Consider the following 16,615-nt stretch of genomic DNA (forward strand, 5'->3'; position numbering starts at 1 on the left):
CGGTGCCCCGCCGCGGCCACGCCGATGACCGCCCACGAGTACGTCTGGCACTCCTACCGCGATTCCGGACTACAAGCGCGAGGTCCAGCCGAACAACGCGATCCTCCATCGCCCCACTGCGACAGCGACGTACCAGCACGCTTCGGCCCAGCACCAACGGCTGTCCCCTGCCTTGGTGGCAAGACCGTCACGTAGGAGTTGCTGTGCCCGGTCACGGCTATCAACGTGGGCTGCGGTCCGGACAACTGTGTTGGCTCTCAGCTCAGTAGCACCGAAGGTGTCGAGCGGGCCACGTACGCCAATCCGTCGTACTCCCGCATGAGCACCGTCGATGTCATGGAGAAGCGGTACGTCACGCGTGGCACGCCGGCGCCGAAGGACCGCATGAACTGCGGGCTCTCCAGCCACTCGGCAACGGCGGGCTCGGACCGGCCAGCGCGGAGATCGATCATGTGGTCCTCGGGGGTGGCCGAGGTCAGCTGGGCCTCGACGGAGCGCGGACCCGCCGCACTGATGGTGTGTTTCTTGGGCGGTCGTGTCGCGGAGTTTCCGGGGCGGGCGCGGAAGGCACCCTCGCCGAACAGCAGGCCCAGGGCGTAGTACTGCTCACCGTAGCGGTCCCTGAGATGCTGCCCCATGGCGGGAATGTCTCGCGCATAACAATCGGTGCAGACATGGCCGTTGTGGGCCCAGACGGCCACCTTTCCGGCGGTTCCCTCTTCCAGGGAGATCACCGCCTGGGCCATGTGGCGGTCCCGGGCGGCCAGCGCGCCCGTCTCCTCACCGTCTCCGCGCGGCGGCCGGGAGGCCACGTCAGCCGCGGCCACGATCAGGCGCGCATGCCTGAGTGCCTGATCGACGGCCGTGTCCCCGATGTGCGCGGCAAGCCGGGGGTGCTCCTCCTCGAGGAATCGCTCCAGATCACGTGCCTCGGTAAGGAGCTGGGGGCGCTGGTCCACCAGTGATCCGGTCCTGGCCTCCGCTAGTGCGCCGAGCAGGCCGCCGGTGATGTCCGCCCGTTCCGGTGCCACCGTACGCAGCACGGCCGCCAGTGCCGCCAGGGAGGGACCGCATCGCTGAGGGTCGATGCCCACGAAACGCACGGCACGGTCCTCGGGGACCGTTCGATTGTGGTCGCGCATCCACTCGACGACGTCGAGCATTTCCCGGGTCCGCCACGTCCAGAATCCGAGGCCGGCCACTGCGTCGACGGCATCACCGGTTCCATGCAGCACGTAGTCGTCGACCGCCTGGGCAGCGGAGGCACTGGCCTCCATAGCCAGAGCCGTGAACCCCATCTCCTCGACGAGGAACCGCAGTAATAGGTGTTTGAGGCGGAAGAACTCGGCGGTCCCGTGCGTGGCTTCCCCCATCCCCAGAACACGTACGTCGCGCAGAACCTTGCGCAGTGGCTCCAGGTCACCGTAGCCCGGGTCCGATGCCCCGGGGTGCAGGCCTTTCAATGGCAAGGCGTTCTCTTTCAGCCATCGTTGCACTTCCTCGGTCATCGCTATTTCCTTTCGCGTCACCTCTCGGCACGGTGAGCCTAGCCTTTATGCGGTCACGTCCGAACGGACCGCACGCATTTCGGCCGAGAGTTCCGCCAGGTCCTCTAGGGCGGCATTCCAGCCATGCGCGAGACCTACGCCTGCGCAGTTGAAGACCACCTCGTCCACGCCCGCTCGAGCGTATTCGGCCAGTGCGCCGGCCACCTCCCGCGGGGTGCCGTACACGAAGGTTCCCGAGTCGACCAGGGCGCGTGCGTTGAGGTAGGGCTGTGACGGGTGCACCCGCAGCCCTGCGCGCCTGAGCATGTCCGTGTAGTGCGGCGCGCCCAGGTGTTTGTGGGCGGCTTTGTAGGCGAGTTGGCGGGGATCGCGCCCGTGGCGGGCGACCGCGACATGTACGACGGTCACCAGGCGCGGGGTCGGGCGGCTCGCCGCCCGGGCACCGCGCCGGAGAGCCGGCACCACATCACGTGCCAGGTATCCTGGCGGCGTCATCCAGGTAATCGCCACGTCGGCGGTCTCGCCCGCGAGCCGGGCGAGGGCGGGGCGGAGGACTCCAAGGCCGATATCCACACCGGGATGACCGAGATCCGGTAGGTCCGATGCCTGCCGACCGGCCTCCGGCGCCTTGTTCCTCTGCTCGGTGAGAAATCCGCGCACCTGCCGGAGATAGTCGGCACACGCGGCTTTCGGGCTGTCGTACGGCTTTCCGTGCAGACTCGCCACCAGGTCGGGGGATCCCGGGCCGAGTCCCAGCGTCACACACCTGCCTGTCAGACGAGCCAGGGACCGGGCGTGAGCCGCTGCTTCCATGGCATGGCGCAAAGGCATCAGGGTCACGGCAGTGCCGAACGGGATGCGGAATCCCATGCCCGCGAGGTAGGCAAACATCTGATGGGTTTCGATCGTGACGGACTGTCCCTGCCACAGCCGCGGCATGTCCTCGCTTCTGACGAGTTCCGCGAAGGGAACCGCGTCGGAGGGGTCCGTGGGCATGACCGGAAAGATGACCGAAGTTTGCATGAACTGGCCTTCACTGAGAGGCGGGTTCGCCGAGATATCCCGCTGCCTGCAGGTTGAACAGGTGGGCGTACATTCCGTCGGCGCTGAGCAGGTCCTCGTGGGTCCCTTCCTCGACCACCCTGCCCCGGTCCAGGACCACGATCCGGTCGGCTATGCGCACCGTGGCGAACCGGTGGGCGATGATGAGGGACGTGGCCTCCCTCGCGATGTCACGAAGCCGGCCGAAGATCTCGGACTCGGCCTCCGCGTCAATGGCCGACGTGGGTTCGTCAAGTACGACCACCGGGGCCCTCCTCATGAAGGCCCGGCTCAGAGCCACCTTCTGCCATTGACCGCCCGACAGTTGCCGGCCCTCCTCGAAGTGCCGGCCGAGCATGGTTTCGTACCGGTCCGGAAGGTCGGACACCACGGTGTCGACTCCTCCGGCTACGGCTGCGGCCCGGATGCGCTCGTCGTCGTCCATCGCCTCGATGCGGCCGAAGCCGATGTTGTCGCGGACGGACATCTCGTAGCGGATGAAGTCCTGGAAGATGACGCCGATGTGCCGCTGGAGGTCGTCGACGTCGTATTCCTCGATCGGCACGTCGTCGATCAGGATCCGCCCGCCCGTCGGCTCGTAGAGCCGGGTCAGCAGTTTGACGATGCTCGTCTTCCCGGCGCCGTTCTGCCCGACGAGCGCCACGCACTCCCCGGCCGGCAGGAGCAGGTCGACACCGTCTAGGACGAGCCGGTCGGTGCCGGGGTACACGAAGCTGACGTCCCGGAACTCGATTCCCTTGCGCAGCTTCGCCGGGAACGGCCTGTTCCCACCGGTGATCCGGCGCTCGGGCAGGTCCAGGAACGCGAAGAGGTTGCCGAGGAAGAGCGTGTCCTTGTAGAGCGAGGCGATCCCCAGGAGCAGTCCGTGGGCCGACACCTGGATGGCGCCCATGGACTGGAGGTATCCCGCGAGGCGGCCCACTTGTCCGCCGTCCGCAGCCGCCCCGATCGCCCACAGCAGAGCCCCAGAGGAGGCGATGACGCTCAGCAGGCCCAGCAGGCCCACGATGCCCGACTGGCGGCGGGCCAGCTGCCGGTCGACGCGAAAGAACTCGTGGACAAGTGTGCGGTACCGCTCGACGAGGTACGGTCCGAGCTGGAACAGGCGCACTTCCTTGAAGGAGTGATCCGTCGTGGTCAGGTACTGGTAGTAGTACATCCGCCGACGGTCCGCTGCGCGCGCGTATTCGATGGCGTACGCCTTGTTCGTGTAGATCATGTGCGCCGCCACGGACGGGACCGGTGACACCAGGATGAACAGGGCCACCCACGGTGACCAGGTGAACAGCACTGCGCCGACCGACACGACGGTGACCAGCTCGCGGGTGACGGTGAGCATTTCGGAGAACAGCTGGTAAATGCGTCCCCCGTTGCTTTCCTGGAAGGCGCGCTGCAACTTGTCGTAGGACTCGGCGTTCTCGTACTGCTCCAGGTCGAGTCGGGTGCCCTTGACCATCACCTGTTCACCGATCTTGGTGGTGAGTTCCAGGCGGAGCAGAGAGTCGAGGTACTGGCCCCACACGTCCAGCAGGTGCCCCACCACCGCGATCAGCAGCAGGACGACGCCCGCCTGGAGGGCGTGCCGTCCGGCCCCCTCGTTGCCGCCGGCAGCCTGCGCCACGGACTGCACCGCGCTCGCCGTGAGCCCGACCTGCACGCCGGGGATCGCAGCCGACAGCACTGAGGCGACGGCGAAGGCGGTGACCTTCCGGGCGCTCAGCTTCCAGAAGAGCCGCAGCACGCGGAGCCAGATCACCTGGCCTCCTCGGCAGCGAGGCGGCCCCGGAGGGCGCGCAGGGTGTGCCGCAGCAGCCCATAGCAGCGTTCCTCACGGGCCAGATCGACCGGCAGGAGGCGGTTGATCTGCATGTGCGCAAGGCTGCCGAGGAGATGGGCGGGCGGCACCGCGAGTCGGCCGCGTTCGGCGGCCTCGCGCACCGCCGCGGATGCCGCACGGACCGCAGGCTCCTGGGGCGCGAGGGCGGCCGCGATCCCCATGCGGTGTGCACGGCCCTCCTCATGGGTGGACCGGTCCCAGGGCAGCAGCAGTTCGCACAGGTAGGCACGAGCCTTCCTGAATTCATCCCGCGTGGCGTGGTCGTCCTGGTGGCCGGGGAGGAGGTCCATGCGCTCGGCGAGTGGGACGCCCCAGTGGCGGTGGAGGGTGTCCACCGCGGCCACGGCCAGATGCTCGTCCGTCAGTTGCGGCAGGTCCGCGCGGGCCGCTATCAGTCGGGCGGTGGCGTCGCTGTTGGCCTCAAACAGAAGCTCGACCGAGTCGAACGTGCCGGGGCCGCCGTAGCGCATGGTCTCGGGGCAATAGCTGTCCATGGTGACGTCCTGGGCGAGGCCGGCGTCCACCAGGCTCCTGCCCCAGGTGGCGAGTCGCCCGAGAACCGACGGCCGTTCGCTGCGCACCCTGATGCGAAGGTGCGGGCGCGGATCGGCGTACCGGATGTAGAACCAGCGGTCCACCGCGTCCTCTGCGCGCAACTCCGCAATAAGTTCCCGCAGCGGACCGGCGATGATCTCGTCGTGGCGTTCGAAGGCGGCGTACAGTTTGACGTACGACCATTCGCTGCCCGGCGGGTACCGCCGTGAGGGGATCTCCACCGGCGGCCCGGCCGGGTGCCGGGCGATGGTCTCGGACCGGGTGGCCATGACGGGGACGACGATCTCTTCGGTGTATCGCCGCCCGAGGTCGTCGGTCAGCCAGTGATGCTCGAAGTCGGGCAGCATCTCGTGGAGCAGCACCGTTCCACCGCCCGCGCGGCCGACCTCTTCCCGCAGTTCCGCGACGCAGCGGGGGTGGTCGAGGTCGAGCAGCAGCCGGTTGTCGAGGTTCACGAAATGCACGTACCGCGGCACGCGCCACCGCTCGCGCCAAGCCGCGAGATCCTCCAGGCCGTGTGCGTCCAGTCGCCATTCGGCCGGCCGGAGCACTACGTTGCCGCGGGTCACCCGGGGCAGGAAGGTCGCGTTCGACACTGGCCCCCAGTGGAATCCGCCGGGGAGCACGTACCCGTCCTGCGAGGCCTCCAGCAGGAAGCGGGCAACGTTCGGGGCGGCGAGGGGGCTGAGCATGTGGTGCTGCGTCACGACGATCTCGCGGTCCAGGCGCCGCGACCACAGGTGGAACCGCCGGTCGTCGGCGCCCACCAGGATGTCGTCCAACGGCAGTACGCGGTCGGCCGGCACGGAGGGACTGGTGTTGACGGGTATTTCGTACGTTCCGAGGTCTGGGTGCGCGGCGACGTTCCCGGCCCGGCCGTACGTGGGGAGGTAGGCCACCTCGGCGTATGCCACGTGCGGCTGAAGTTTCTGCTCCCACCGGGCGAGGTCGCGCAGCTGGTCCGCCAACCGGTCGCCAAGCAGGTCGAAGAAGCGCCCGAAGGTGCGTCCGCCGTGGGCGAGGCAGTCGGCGCGGAGGACGGCCCGCCACTCGCCCCGGTCGACGGCCTGCCGGTCGGTGGCCTCGATCTGCAGGTAGAGATCCACCGCGGGAAGCAACGGTCCCACGGTCGCCGCCGGGGCAAGGCGGTCCAGCCAGGCGTCGGTGAGTTCCGCTTCCAGCATCCCCTCGCGCCAGGCCTGGTGCGCGAATTCGACGACGGCCCTGTCGTAGGAGGAGGTGTCCTCGAGGTCGGTGGCACTGTCGAGCCGACCAGCCGTGCGGGTCGGCTCCGTGTAGGACTCGGGTGCGTCCAGACCCTGGTCCGGGCCGAGCAGTTCCAGAACCGGCACGCGCACGCCGTGGCCGTACCGTTCGAGGAACTCCTCCCGGTACCGCCTCAGATGTGCGTTGGTGGCACCCGTGGCCGCGCTCAGACGCATGAGGACGTCCACCGCGTCGGCCGCCGCCTCGCCCACGGACCGGTTGAGCTCGTCCGAGCGCAGGCCGATGGCGGAGTCCAGTTGGTACGTCTGTCCCGTGTAACCCGGTACGAGCTTCTCCTGGGCCACTCGCAAGCGGGCGAGCGAGGCAGGGTCGTCTGCGTGCCGGACCAGCTCGACGACCTCGCGCAGTCGTTCGGCCACCTCTGCCGCCTGCGGGATTCCGGCAAGCCCGTCGAGCAGGTACTGCTCGGGCTGGGCGGTCGTCTGGGGCGGGCGAAGGTCGCTGGTGAGGAAGTTCAGATCCCACAACCGCTGGAGGAGGTTCTCCTTCTGCGGACCGGTCGCCTCGGGGAAGGCGGCCGTTAGCGCGTCGACGAGCTCAGGGTAGGTCACGGGGGTGGCGGCCGCGTTCAGCACTGTGTGGACGGCGGGGGTTGCCCGGACGCGCACCGAGGTGCGGTCGCTATTCCCATAGACGTCGGCGTGTGGCAGGACCACCCGGTCGCCGGAGACATGGACTGTCGCGTTACGGACGATTCTGAGGCTCCGCCAGATCTCATGGTCGTCCTCAAGCCGTTTGATGCAGGCGAGGATCCATGCCATGTCCGCGCGCACCCGGGTGCTGCTGATCACGGGGGTCTCCAACCGGGCGGTGGTACGTCCGGAGAAGGTCCCGGCGGCGACGCCCGAGAACGCCCCGAAGGGTGTGGGCCGGGTCGACATCCGGGTGACATAGCGCCACAGCCGTGAGTAGACGCGCGCCACGCTCTTGGGGGACATCCGCTCCAGCTGTGTGAGGCCCTCCGCCAGGCCCTCGCTGGCGACGAAGATCGCCCGCCGGACCTCGGGGGCGTCGGCCAGCCGTAACAGGGCGTCGGACGTGTGATCAGGATCGCTCATGAATTCGCGGAACGTCTCCGCGGGCAGTGCGGGAGAGCGCAGGAGGTAGAAGTCGGCGGGTACGTACCGGGACATGAACATCACCTTGCGAAGAAGGCCCGGAACCAGGCCGGACGGTCGTCGTTCAGGGCAGCGAGGATCGCGAGGGCGACTCCGGCGGCTCCGCACAGCAGGCCCGGGTCGTCCACCAGGTGTCCGGGCAGTTGGTGGTCCGCGAAGACCGCCGGTCGTGCCTCGTCGGCATGCTCTAGCAGCCGGTCGAGCAGGACGGGGATCCGTTCGCGGGCGAGGCCGCTGAAGGGTGCGAAGGCGCGGCACATCATCAGCAGGCCGGCCTGTCCGTGACACAGGGTCGGCGACAGCGGTCCGGCCTGCGCAGCCCGCCGCAGGACGGCCTCGAACGCGGTGACGGCCGTAGTCAGTAGTCCGTTGTCACCGGTGCTGCGCGAGATGTCGAGCAGGGCCGAGGCGACACCGGCCGTGCCGTAGCACCAGGCGATCTGGTCGTGGCCGTGCAGGCGGGGCTGTTCGTTGCCGTCCATGTCGACCGCCACGCCGTCATGCCACAGCGGACCGAACTCATCGGCGGCCTGATGCGCGAGGATCCAGGCGGTGAAGGTGGTGACGGCCGTGTCGAGTCCCGGGTGCTGGTGGCCGGACGCCGCAGCCGCAGCCAACGCCGCAGCGATTCCGGGCACGCCGTGCGAGAAGCCAAGGTTCAGGTACCCATGCGGATACCTGTCGTGGTCGTTCCCGACGGGTGGGTAGACGTCGGGGAGCAGCAGCCAGCGGTGCGGGGTGTTCCGGGTCTGCGCAGGCTCGCTCAGCCACACGAGGTAGTCGAGGAGTCGGCCCACGGCCTCCCGGACGGCGGGGCTGGGATTCTCGATGGAGACGAGGTAGGCGAGGATCCCCGCCGCTCCACTGATCCAGTCGTAGTCGGCGTCGGTGACCGCGCGCTCCACGGCCGGGTAGCCGGTATCGAGCACCTGGGCGGCGAGTTGCTCGTGCACTCGGTGCAGGCTCGGCAGGAAGCGTGGCTCGTCGTGGGCGCAGTCGGCCAGTGCCAGGGCCAGTCCGCTGGTGCCTCCGAAGATCCCGGGAACCTCCAGTGGCACGACGCGGGTGCCGAGCACGGCTTCCCTGATGTGCTCGAAGGCTGTGTCCCGGCCGCCGAGTCCGGCTCGGGCGGTGTACAGGTGCAACAGGGCTGTTCCGGCCTGGCCGTGGCTGAGGCTCGGTGGGTACCAGCCCACCGCGTACGCCGACTGTTCCGCAGCGGTCAGGGCCAGTTCGGTCACCTGACCGGTGGTCGAGGTCCGTTCGGCGACCAGGCGGACCGCGCGGTGTGCGCGTTCGATGAGCGTGTCCTCCTCGCCTCGAGCCGGCCAGCCGACTGTTTCCCGGTTCTCACGCATGTCCATCCCTCGTGTCGCGGCCGTTCGGCTGTCGCAGTGGAAACGGGTGTTGCCGTGCTGAGCCCACGGCAACACCCGTTGTCGGAGGTGAGCCCGATCAGAGCGGGCTCATCCGGTTCAGTGCGAGTGCTCCTTGGGGCAGATGCCCGAGGTGCACACGGTCGTGCAGACGTAGGTGCAGTTGGCCTTGCAGGTCACCCGGGTGCAGACCGCGCGGGTGAGGAGCGAGGAGATGGATGCCGGTGCCCTGTCCAGGCCGGCAGTGGACGGCGAGGTTACCCGGACGTCCAGATCGAATGCGTTGCCGGACATGTGATTTCCTTTCGCGTGACAATTCCGTCGGATTACGGAATTACGCAGAGTCGGCCTCTGCTTGATTCCTATTCTGCTCGTCCGCCACACCGGCAGACATTGTCGTTCGCGACAGTATTGCGAGAAACGTACGACGCCAGACAGAGGCTCAAACGGGAGTGTAGTTCCAACTTCTCGGCTATCGCCGAGAGGTGCGCGCGCACGGTTCGTTCAGTCAAATGAAGACGGTTCGCCATACTCTCGTTCGACAGACCTTCCGCCATCATGGAAAAAACCTCAGACTCCCGTGGAGTGAGGCGGTCCAGACGCTGCAGCGCAGCTTTCCAGTGGGGTTCGTGTCCAGTGACCTCATGCATGTGCGGATTTCCCCGATTGAAGCAGGTGGCTTTCGACCAGCTGCTGATAGGTCCGGTCTCTGGCGAGCAGTTCCTCATGTGTTCCGATGGAGCTGACCCGCCCCCCGTCCATGACAACGATCCTTCGCGCCGAACGGACCGTCGACAGCCGGTGGGCGATGACCAACAGGGAGCAGCGCTCGGAGACCCTCAGCAGGGCCTCGGCGATTTCCGCCTCGCTGACGGTGTCGAGGTGCGAGGTGGGCTCGTCCAGCACCAGCAGGTCGGGCTCGGCTAGCAGGGCGCGGGCGATGGCCACGCGCTGGCGCTCGCCGCCCGACAGCCGCAGCCCTCGTTCGCCCACCTCGCTGTCGAGCCCGTCTGGCAGGCGTCGCAGAAGTGCGTCGAGGCCCACCGTGTCGAGCACGTCGCGGATCGCGTCCTCGGACGCGTCCGGTGCGGCGTACGTGAGGTTGTGGCGCAGGGAACCGTAGAGCAGCGGTGTGTGCTGTTCCACCAGCGCCACATGCCGTCGGTAGTCGCGGTGTTCCAACTTCCTGAGGTCGGTGCCCCGGAAGAGCACCGCTCCGTCATCCGGATCGTAGAAGCGCTCGATGAGGGAGGTGACCGTGGTCTTGCCCGCGCCGGACCTGCCCACCATCGCGAGGTAGCCGTACTCCGGGATCTGGAGCGACACCCCACTCAGGACCTGGCGGTCCCCGTACGAAAAGGAGACGTCCACCAGTTCGAGCAGGGGCTCGGCCCTTGGACAGGAACCTTGGTGGAGTCGCGCGTGGACTCCACTGGCAGTCTCAGGGTTTCCTGAATGCGTTTCAGTGACCCGAGGCCGCGCTGGATGAGGGCGACGGCGCTGAACAGGCCGGCCAGCGGCATCACCAGATAGGTCGCATAGAGCAGGAAGGCGACGAGTGCGCTGATCGTCATGTCGCCCTTCGAGACTCGTACCGCGCCGATGAGCAGCACGAGCAAGAACGATCCGTTGACCGCGATCTCCATCACCGGTCCCACGAGTGAACCCAGACGGGCCGACCGCACCCCGCTCGTGAAGGCGGCCTCGGCTGCCGCGCCGATACGTCGGGCTTCGCGGAGTTCCGCCCGGCAGGCGCGCACGGTGCGGATGTTGCCCAAGGCCCGTTCGAGATCGGCCGTCATGGTGCCGACGTCCGTGAGGGACTGCTCAGTGGTCCCGCGGATCCCGGTCATGACACCGGCGACGACGACAGCTGCGGCGGCGATCGTGGCGATGACGATGCCGAACATGACGGGGTCGAGCCACAGCATCAGTCCGCCCGTACCGACGGCCGTGAGCGCCACGGTGACGAGTTGGACGAAGCTGCCCGCCACCATGTCGCGCAGCACGGTCGTGTCAGTGCCCACGCGGGAAAGCAGGTCACCGGTCCGGTGGCGGTCGAAGTCCCCGATGCGGGCGAGCAGCAGCCGGTTCGCCAGAGTCTTACGCAGCCGCCGCACCACCCCCTCGCCGGCCACGTCGAGCAGGAACTGACCCAGGCCCTCGATGCATGCCTGAGCGGCGAACAGCCCGGCGAGCAGCAGTGCCGAGCCGGCCAGCGGCTCGCCGGTCCCCACCCGGTCGATCAGCCGCATCGTGAGCAGCGGCTGTAACAACCCGAGCACCGTGCCGACGACCGTCAGAGTGAGCGCCACGGCGACCGTCCTCCGCCGCTCCAGGAGCAGCGCGAACAGGTCGCGGTAGCTGACGCGTTCATTCGCAGCCGTGTCGGCCATCGCTCCCCTCCCTCGCATCGTGTGGTGCCACGCTGAACAGCACCCGGAAGTAGCCCACCGGGACGTCCTCCCCGACCATGCGGCCGTCGCTCTCCACCCAGGCGTGTGCCGCGAACGGCGGGGCCGTACGGATGCCGACGCACCACGTCGGCCAGACACCGCGGGCCCGGCACAGCAGCGCGGTCGCGATCGACCGCTGCAGGCACCCTTCGCGTCCCGCACACAACAGGCTGACGGTGGTGACCGCGTCCCGCGCGGCCTGTACCTGCTCGAAGCGGGCAGGTCGTGCCCCTCGTGCGAGGGCGGTCAACAGCCGGCGGATGCGCTCCGGTGACAAGTGGGTAAGCGGCTTGGCCGTCCCAACGGCCAAGCGCGCGGCCAACCGCGCACGCCAGGAGACGGCGGACGGGGGACGCAGGACAGTCTGGAAGCTCACCCGTCCACCAGCCCCGCCTCGACGAGCACCGCGACGAGCGCCTCGGCGTCGGAGCGTGCTCGTTCCGCGCCGACCTCGAACTCGTCGGTAAGCCGGGTGGCGACGGAGTCGACGTCGCCGCCGGAGGTCAGTTCGTCCAGTGCCAGACTGCCAGTCGGGTTCAGTTCCCAGTACCTCCCGGTGCGTCCGTCCAGCAGAACCTTCCCGTAGTCGGTCTCCACCAGTGACACTTCGGCTCTCAGCCGCATCGTTTCCCCCTTCGGCCGGCGCTCAGATGGTGCGCAGCCATATCTCGCAGGCCAGCGTGGAATCGAGCCCTGCGTAACGGAGTTCGGGCGAGGACGGCTGCAGCGTGGTCGCGAGGAGCCTGTCCGCGTCGACCAGCCCCAGCCGGGCGAGACGGGAGTCGTGCCACAGCTCCGCGATCCGGGCCCGGTTTTCCCGCAGGCCGTTGGCCGCGTCGACGGACGCCTCACCCTTGGTCTCGCGCTTGAGCACCTCGGAGGGCACCACGCCCCGCATCGCGGCCTTGAGGAGGGGCTTGTACAGCCAGGGTGAGGAGCGGTCCTCCGGCTGTACCGACCAACAGGCCTCGATCACGTGGTCGTCGAAGAACGGGCTGGCCATCGGCAGGCCGCCCTGCTCGGACACCTGGTGCAGGACGCGGGTCACGCGTGTGCCGTGGTGCAGGATGTTCAGTTCGTTGTGCTGAGCCCGGGTCCTGCCCAGAGGGGTGGCTGACTGTGCCGCCTGCCGCATTCGGCGGCGTACGGCGGCGACAGCGTCCGGCGTCGCCCAACCGGGCATCCGGGGTGGGACGTCCCAGGCGAGGATGTCCGCGCTGTGCGGCGCCGCCCGGGGGGCGGTGAGCCGGTCGGCACTGGCAGCCAGCCACTGGCCGTAGGGCCTGCGGTCGCCGATCACCGACAGGGCGTCCCGCAGTGACCACCTGTTTTGCGCCCGGTATGCGCGGAGGTGACGCAGTGCGCCGAACGGCTCGATGGCCAGCCGTTGGAGTACGTGCGCCGGGTGCCCCACAGGACGTGATCGCCACCCATCCCGGTGAGATGCAGTTCTGAGCCGCGGGCCGACATCTCGTCATGACCCGCGAGTTGCCGGGGCTGGTCGAGGATGGTCGGCGTCGGCTCGTCGACCGGTCCGGTGACCTCCAGTAGTCCGCTGTAGAACAGCGGGACCTGGTCGACGGGGAGCACGAGGTGCTCCGCGTGCTCGAGGCCGGCCGCAGCCAGCTTCGCCCAGTGGACGTCGTCGTCCGCGGGGTCACGGCTCGCCATGGTGAGGGCGAGCGGTGTGGCACCGGCAGCGGCGGCCACGGCGCAGACAGCGGTGGAGTCCAGCCCTCCGGACAGGTCGGAACTGACCGTCGTCGCCGCCCGCGTGCGCACACGGACTGCCGAGTCGAGTTCCCGGCGTAGGAGTGCCGCCCCCTCCTCCAGGCCCAGCCGGGGCTCGGGGGGGCTCCACCACCGCGTGCGGGAAACGCCGTCCGGGCCGGTGTCCAACTGAAAGCCCGGTGGCACAGCGTGAACGCCCGGCCACAACGGCACATCGCCGAGCGGATGGGGGACCGAGTCCAGCAGACGGACGGCGAGCAGTTCCTCGTCGAGGGGAGCGCCGACCAGCCCGGCGACGACGTCGGCGCGATTGCTCGCCACTGTCATGCCTGCGGTGTCGGCGTGGAACACCCGCCTCATCCCGGACGCGGTCCCCCGGACCCGCAGCCGGTTGCCCGCCGCGACGACGGTGTGGAAGTCGCCGCGCAGGGCTGCCAGGCTGCGGGCGGCGGACGCGATGTCACGCTCGTGAGCGAGGCGCTGCGCGATACCGTCCTCGTCCGCGGAGCTCGACCCGATGACCGCGGCCTGGAGACCGTGCCGGGTCGTCGTGACGAACGCGGAGCCCCAGGAGCCGATCAGCAGGGGCCGGCCGGAAGGATGGAGCACCCGCTTTGGAGCCTTGCTTTTTCGTTGTTCTTCGAGACGCGAGGCCACGGCGAGGCCGGCCTCACAATCAGGCAGTGCCACAAACCAGCTTTCGCCGTGGCTCGACATAGTTCTCCAGAGATCGCTACCAACCCAGCGGCAGACGGACCTTGGGCTCATGCGGACCGCGCCGCAGGAATCCGGTGTCCAGTCGGAAGTCGCCGGCAATGAACATCGCCGGCGCCTCGTAGATCTTCCGTCCCATGCTGTTCACCTCCCTTCCGTATGGAGTGGACGCGGTGCCCTGTGGGGTCTTCCGGTCGTCAGTGAATCTAGGCGCAGGTGAATGCGGCGATCAATGAAAGAACAATTCCTGTACTCTGCGTGGTCGCCACGGAGATTGCATCAACCGCCCCTCGGGGCTACGGCGCTGCCTGGTCTTTTGCCCGTGCTCCGAGTCATCGCGGGACGAAGGGATCCTCGGCCAGGAGAGATGGTTTCCCTGGCATTATCGTGACCGTGCGTATTAGCTTCCTTGCCACTGTCGCGGCGGCGGCGCCCGTCACGCGGCACCACGCCCGTGCGGCCTGAACGCTGTGTGGCCCGACCCCCCACGTCGGGCCGCCGCGGCGGGCGAGGCTCCCGCGGTGCGCGGGCCTCGCGAGGGCGGAATCCGCTGTATTGCAGCCACGACGGCCGCCCGCGAAATCCCGGAGACATCGGCAAGGTTCACGACGCGGCGGAGTTGCTCCGATATTTCCGCGAGGCCCACTTTGTGCGCCGAGTGCACCACGACCGCGCCGCGGCCCCGGCCGAAGTCGATCAAGCCTTCGGCGCGCAGCATCCGAAGTGCCCGGAGGACAGTGTTCTTGTTCGCGCCGTATAACTTTCCGAGTTCGCCCGACGAAGGTAGGTACGCCCCCTGTGCATACACACCGGACACGATGTCCTGCTTGAGCTTGCGCCCTATCCGGGTATAGAGCGCCGACCCGTCACCTGGTGCGGGGCCGGCTCCACTGTCCCTGCCAGTTGGATCGGTGCTGGATGCGGGCGGATGTGGTACGGATGTCATCAGAGCGTTCCCCCTTGTGCTTTTCCTTCAGTGCATCGGTGCGGCGCAGACTCGAAGAGTTGTCGAAGGGTTGCCGCACCATGCGTCCGCCGGAGGTCAGTCGGCGTGACGTTCGGGCATCGGCTTGACAGATTCTGGCCCTGGCAGCGGCGGCGGGGCAGGTGCCAGGCCAGGGACGAAGTACTACCAGGCACAGGTCCAGGCATGGGGCTTGCAGGCCAGCCGTGCCCAGGAACTGCCTTGCTAGGGTCACCAGGTGTGGTCGCAGCGGCCGCCATGACCGTCGCCCCTGCGTGTACGGGCCCTCTCGGTAATTCTCCGGATACCCCTGCGCGTCCTGTTGAGCTGCCGGGAAATATTTGCGGTGACCTGCATGGATTCCTCAAACTGCTCAAGGAGACCGGAGGCAGTCGGGGCCCATTCACCCCCGGGCGTGTGCAACTCCCCGATCGCCTTGCACACCACGACAATCTCCGCCATCAAGCGATGGAATTCGGCCACATCCGCGTTGGTGAAGTCGTCGTCAGCCAGTTGAAGCGCCGTCCACACAGTTGACGCGCCCATACACACGTCTCCAATTCAACGATTGAAAAGCAAACGGATCATGGTGTGTCCATCACGGCAAGTTGTCCTCGGACACGACTGAACCCGCCAGAAAGGGTGCCCTCCGTGCAGCAAGCAGTACGTGGGGAGTTGACGGCGCCGCAGCATGCAGGCGGTGGCCAACCCACTCAGTGATGGACCAGGCACACTCTGCACCGTCACCCCAAACTGGTCAACTGGAAAGAGGTCCACTGGCTGGTATCCTTCACCCACAGTTGATCCGCTACGAATGATGTGCGCTCTATACGCACTTGGGGTCAGCTGGCACGTTCCCCGGCTAGTTGATTGAAGAATGAATGAGGGAGGTGGCATGGCGGAGCAAGTCCCCGCACATGCTGATGAGCCGGCCGGAACCAGTGACCCGACAGCAGAGTTCTGCGCTCGGCTCGATCAGCTCTTCAGGACCGTCCACCCCAGCGAACGGGGGCCATGGAGCAACGCTGAAGCGGCTCGTGCGGTAGGCGTGTCGGTGACCTACATCGGCTACCTCCGCAAGGGCATCCGAAGGAACCCGACGCTGACACAGATGCAGGCCTTGGCAGACTTTTTCGGCGTACCACTCGCCTACTTCTTCGATGACGGCCAAGGCGAGCAGGTCCGGCAGGACCTCGCACTACTCACGCAGCTCAAGGCCATGGGCGTCCGTGAAATCGCCCTTCGGACCATTGCTGAAATGTCCGAGGACAGCGTCACCACCGTCCTGCCCGTCCTGCAGCGTCTGGCCGAGACGCAGGTCGAGAAGCAAAGCCTCCGCGGACGCAGAATGCCCTCGCGCCCCCGGTCCGCGGGTGAAAGCCCCAGGGCCTTATGACAGCGCGAAGCGAGTAGGCCCGGCGGGGGACGACGGGGATGTTCACGATATGGCGCTGGCCGGACGGCCAGCTGGACGGTGAGGGCATGGACGACAGGGAGCTTCGCCAGTACTGCGCCAACGTGCTGGAGGAACTCGAGATTCCAGAACGGGCAGACGTGAATGCACTCTGCGACCACCTGGAAGACATCCGGGGTCGCCGAATCTCCCTCATCGAGACGCCCATGCCCACCGGGCCCGGACGCCCCTGCGGGTTATGGGTCGCCACCGCCGAGGAGGACTACCTCCTCTATCAGAAGTTCACAACGCAGGCTCACCAGCAACACATCGTCCGTCACGAGATCGGGCACATGGCGCTCGGCCACAAAGCCGCGCCCGTGATGCCCGACGAGGCCGTACAACTGCTCATGCCCACCCTCTCCCCCGACCTGGTGCGCAGCGTCCTCGGCCGCTCCCAGTACAGCAACACAGAGGAGAAAGCCGCCGAACTGGTCGCTTCCCTCATGCCGCTGCGGGCTGAAGGCATGTCACAGCGCCGATCCGTCGACCCCGGCATGGCGAAACTCATTACACACTTGGGCCGTTCTCTCGAACGTGACAGTACGTAAGGA

15 protein-coding genes and 1 pseudogene are annotated in these 16,615 nt (G+C 67.8%); 2 read left to right on the forward strand and 14 right to left on the reverse strand.

The window, feature by feature from the left end; genetic code table 11:
* Positions 1 to 257: 257 nt before the first annotated feature.
* The 14 genes and pseudogenes from BFF78_RS08020 to BFF78_RS42910 form a co-directional block, all read right to left on the reverse strand.
* Complete coding sequence (locus BFF78_RS08020) at positions 258 to 1,508, reverse strand: erythromycin esterase family protein (protein ID WP_069777645.1); 1,251 nt, start codon at positions 1,506 to 1,508, stop codon at positions 258 to 260.
* A gap of 45 nt (positions 1,509 to 1,553) precedes the next feature.
* A complete protein-coding gene (locus BFF78_RS08025) occupies positions 1,554 to 2,504 on the reverse strand; it encodes an LLM class flavin-dependent oxidoreductase (protein ID WP_227025757.1) in 951 nt (316 codons plus the stop codon).
* A 37-nt stretch (positions 2,505 to 2,541) separates the two neighbouring features.
* On the reverse strand, positions 2,542 to 4,326 hold the full coding sequence (locus tag BFF78_RS08030) for an ABC transporter ATP-binding protein (RefSeq protein WP_069777647.1): 1,785 nt from the start codon (positions 4,324 to 4,326) through the stop codon (positions 2,542 to 2,544).
* Positions 4,323 to 7,382 carry a lantibiotic dehydratase gene (locus BFF78_RS08035; RefSeq protein ID WP_069783456.1) on the reverse strand — a complete coding sequence of 1,020 codons (3,060 nt, stop codon included), beginning with the start codon at positions 7,380 to 7,382 and terminating at the stop codon, positions 4,323 to 4,325. The genes BFF78_RS08030 and BFF78_RS08035 overlap by 4 nt, the downstream gene beginning before the upstream one ends.
* Before the next feature lie 5 nt (positions 7,383 to 7,387).
* Positions 7,388 to 8,725, reverse strand: coding sequence for a lanthionine synthetase C family protein (locus BFF78_RS08040; RefSeq protein WP_079161774.1), 1,338 nt, complete (start codon positions 8,723 to 8,725; stop codon positions 7,388 to 7,390).
* A gap of 117 nt (positions 8,726 to 8,842) precedes the next feature.
* The gene (locus BFF78_RS08045; protein WP_069777648.1) at positions 8,843 to 9,037 is read right to left on the reverse strand and encodes an FDLD family class I lanthipeptide; all 195 of its coding nucleotides are present in this window, start codon (positions 9,035 to 9,037) and stop codon (positions 8,843 to 8,845) included.
* Positions 9,038 to 9,105: 68 nt separating this feature from the next.
* Positions 9,106 to 9,471: a response regulator transcription factor gene (locus BFF78_RS42885; protein ID WP_335755315.1), complete on the reverse strand. Its 366-nt coding sequence runs from the start codon at positions 9,469 to 9,471 to the stop codon at positions 9,106 to 9,108.
* Positions 9,386 to 10,069 carry an ABC transporter ATP-binding protein gene (locus tag BFF78_RS42890; protein WP_079161200.1) on the reverse strand — a complete coding sequence of 228 codons (684 nt, stop codon included), beginning with the start codon at positions 10,067 to 10,069 and terminating at the stop codon, positions 9,386 to 9,388. The genes BFF78_RS42885 and BFF78_RS42890 overlap by 86 nt, the downstream gene beginning before the upstream one ends.
* Positions 10,070 to 10,074: 5 nt before the next feature.
* Positions 10,075 to 11,139 carry an ABC transporter ATP-binding protein gene (locus BFF78_RS42895; RefSeq protein WP_159032964.1) on the reverse strand — a complete coding sequence of 355 codons (1,065 nt, stop codon included), beginning with the start codon at positions 11,137 to 11,139 and terminating at the stop codon, positions 10,075 to 10,077.
* The gene (locus BFF78_RS08055) at positions 11,117 to 11,575 is read right to left on the reverse strand and encodes a lasso peptide biosynthesis B2 protein (protein WP_069777649.1); all 459 of its coding nucleotides are present in this window, start codon (positions 11,573 to 11,575) and stop codon (positions 11,117 to 11,119) included. Before BFF78_RS08055 ends, BFF78_RS42895 begins: the two co-directional genes overlap by 23 nt.
* On the reverse strand, positions 11,572 to 11,823 hold the full coding sequence (locus BFF78_RS08060; protein WP_069777650.1) for a lasso peptide biosynthesis PqqD family chaperone: 252 nt from the start codon (positions 11,821 to 11,823) through the stop codon (positions 11,572 to 11,574). The genes BFF78_RS08055 and BFF78_RS08060 overlap by 4 nt, the downstream gene beginning before the upstream one ends.
* Before the next feature lie 22 nt (positions 11,824 to 11,845).
* Positions 11,846 to 13,698: pseudogene (locus BFF78_RS48025) on the reverse strand (asparagine synthase-related protein).
* The gene (locus BFF78_RS48030; RefSeq protein ID WP_227025760.1) at positions 13,664 to 13,783 is read right to left on the reverse strand and encodes a keywimysin-related RiPP; all 120 of its coding nucleotides are present in this window, start codon (positions 13,781 to 13,783) and stop codon (positions 13,664 to 13,666) included. The pseudogene BFF78_RS48025 and the gene BFF78_RS48030 overlap by 35 nt, the downstream one beginning before the upstream one ends.
* A gap of 297 nt (positions 13,784 to 14,080) precedes the next feature.
* Positions 14,081 to 14,590: a GntR family transcriptional regulator gene (locus BFF78_RS42910; protein WP_079161204.1), complete on the reverse strand. Its 510-nt coding sequence runs from the start codon at positions 14,588 to 14,590 to the stop codon at positions 14,081 to 14,083.
* Between the two features lie 913 nt (positions 14,591 to 15,503).
* On the opposite strand from BFF78_RS42910, the gene BFF78_RS08075 reads away from it, so the two are divergent.
* Positions 15,504 to 16,004 carry a helix-turn-helix transcriptional regulator gene (locus BFF78_RS08075; RefSeq protein WP_069777652.1) on the forward strand — a complete coding sequence of 167 codons (501 nt, stop codon included), beginning with the start codon at positions 15,504 to 15,506 and terminating at the stop codon, positions 16,002 to 16,004.
* 38 nt (positions 16,005 to 16,042) lie between these two features.
* Positions 16,043 to 16,612, forward strand: coding sequence for a hypothetical protein (locus BFF78_RS08080; RefSeq protein ID WP_079161206.1), 570 nt, complete (start codon positions 16,043 to 16,045; stop codon positions 16,610 to 16,612).
* Positions 16,613 to 16,615 lie beyond the last annotated feature (3 nt).

This window comes from Streptomyces fodineus, from assembly GCF_001735805.1.
GTDB classification, from domain to species: Bacteria; Actinomycetota; Actinomycetes; order Streptomycetales; family Streptomycetaceae; genus Streptomyces; species Streptomyces fodineus.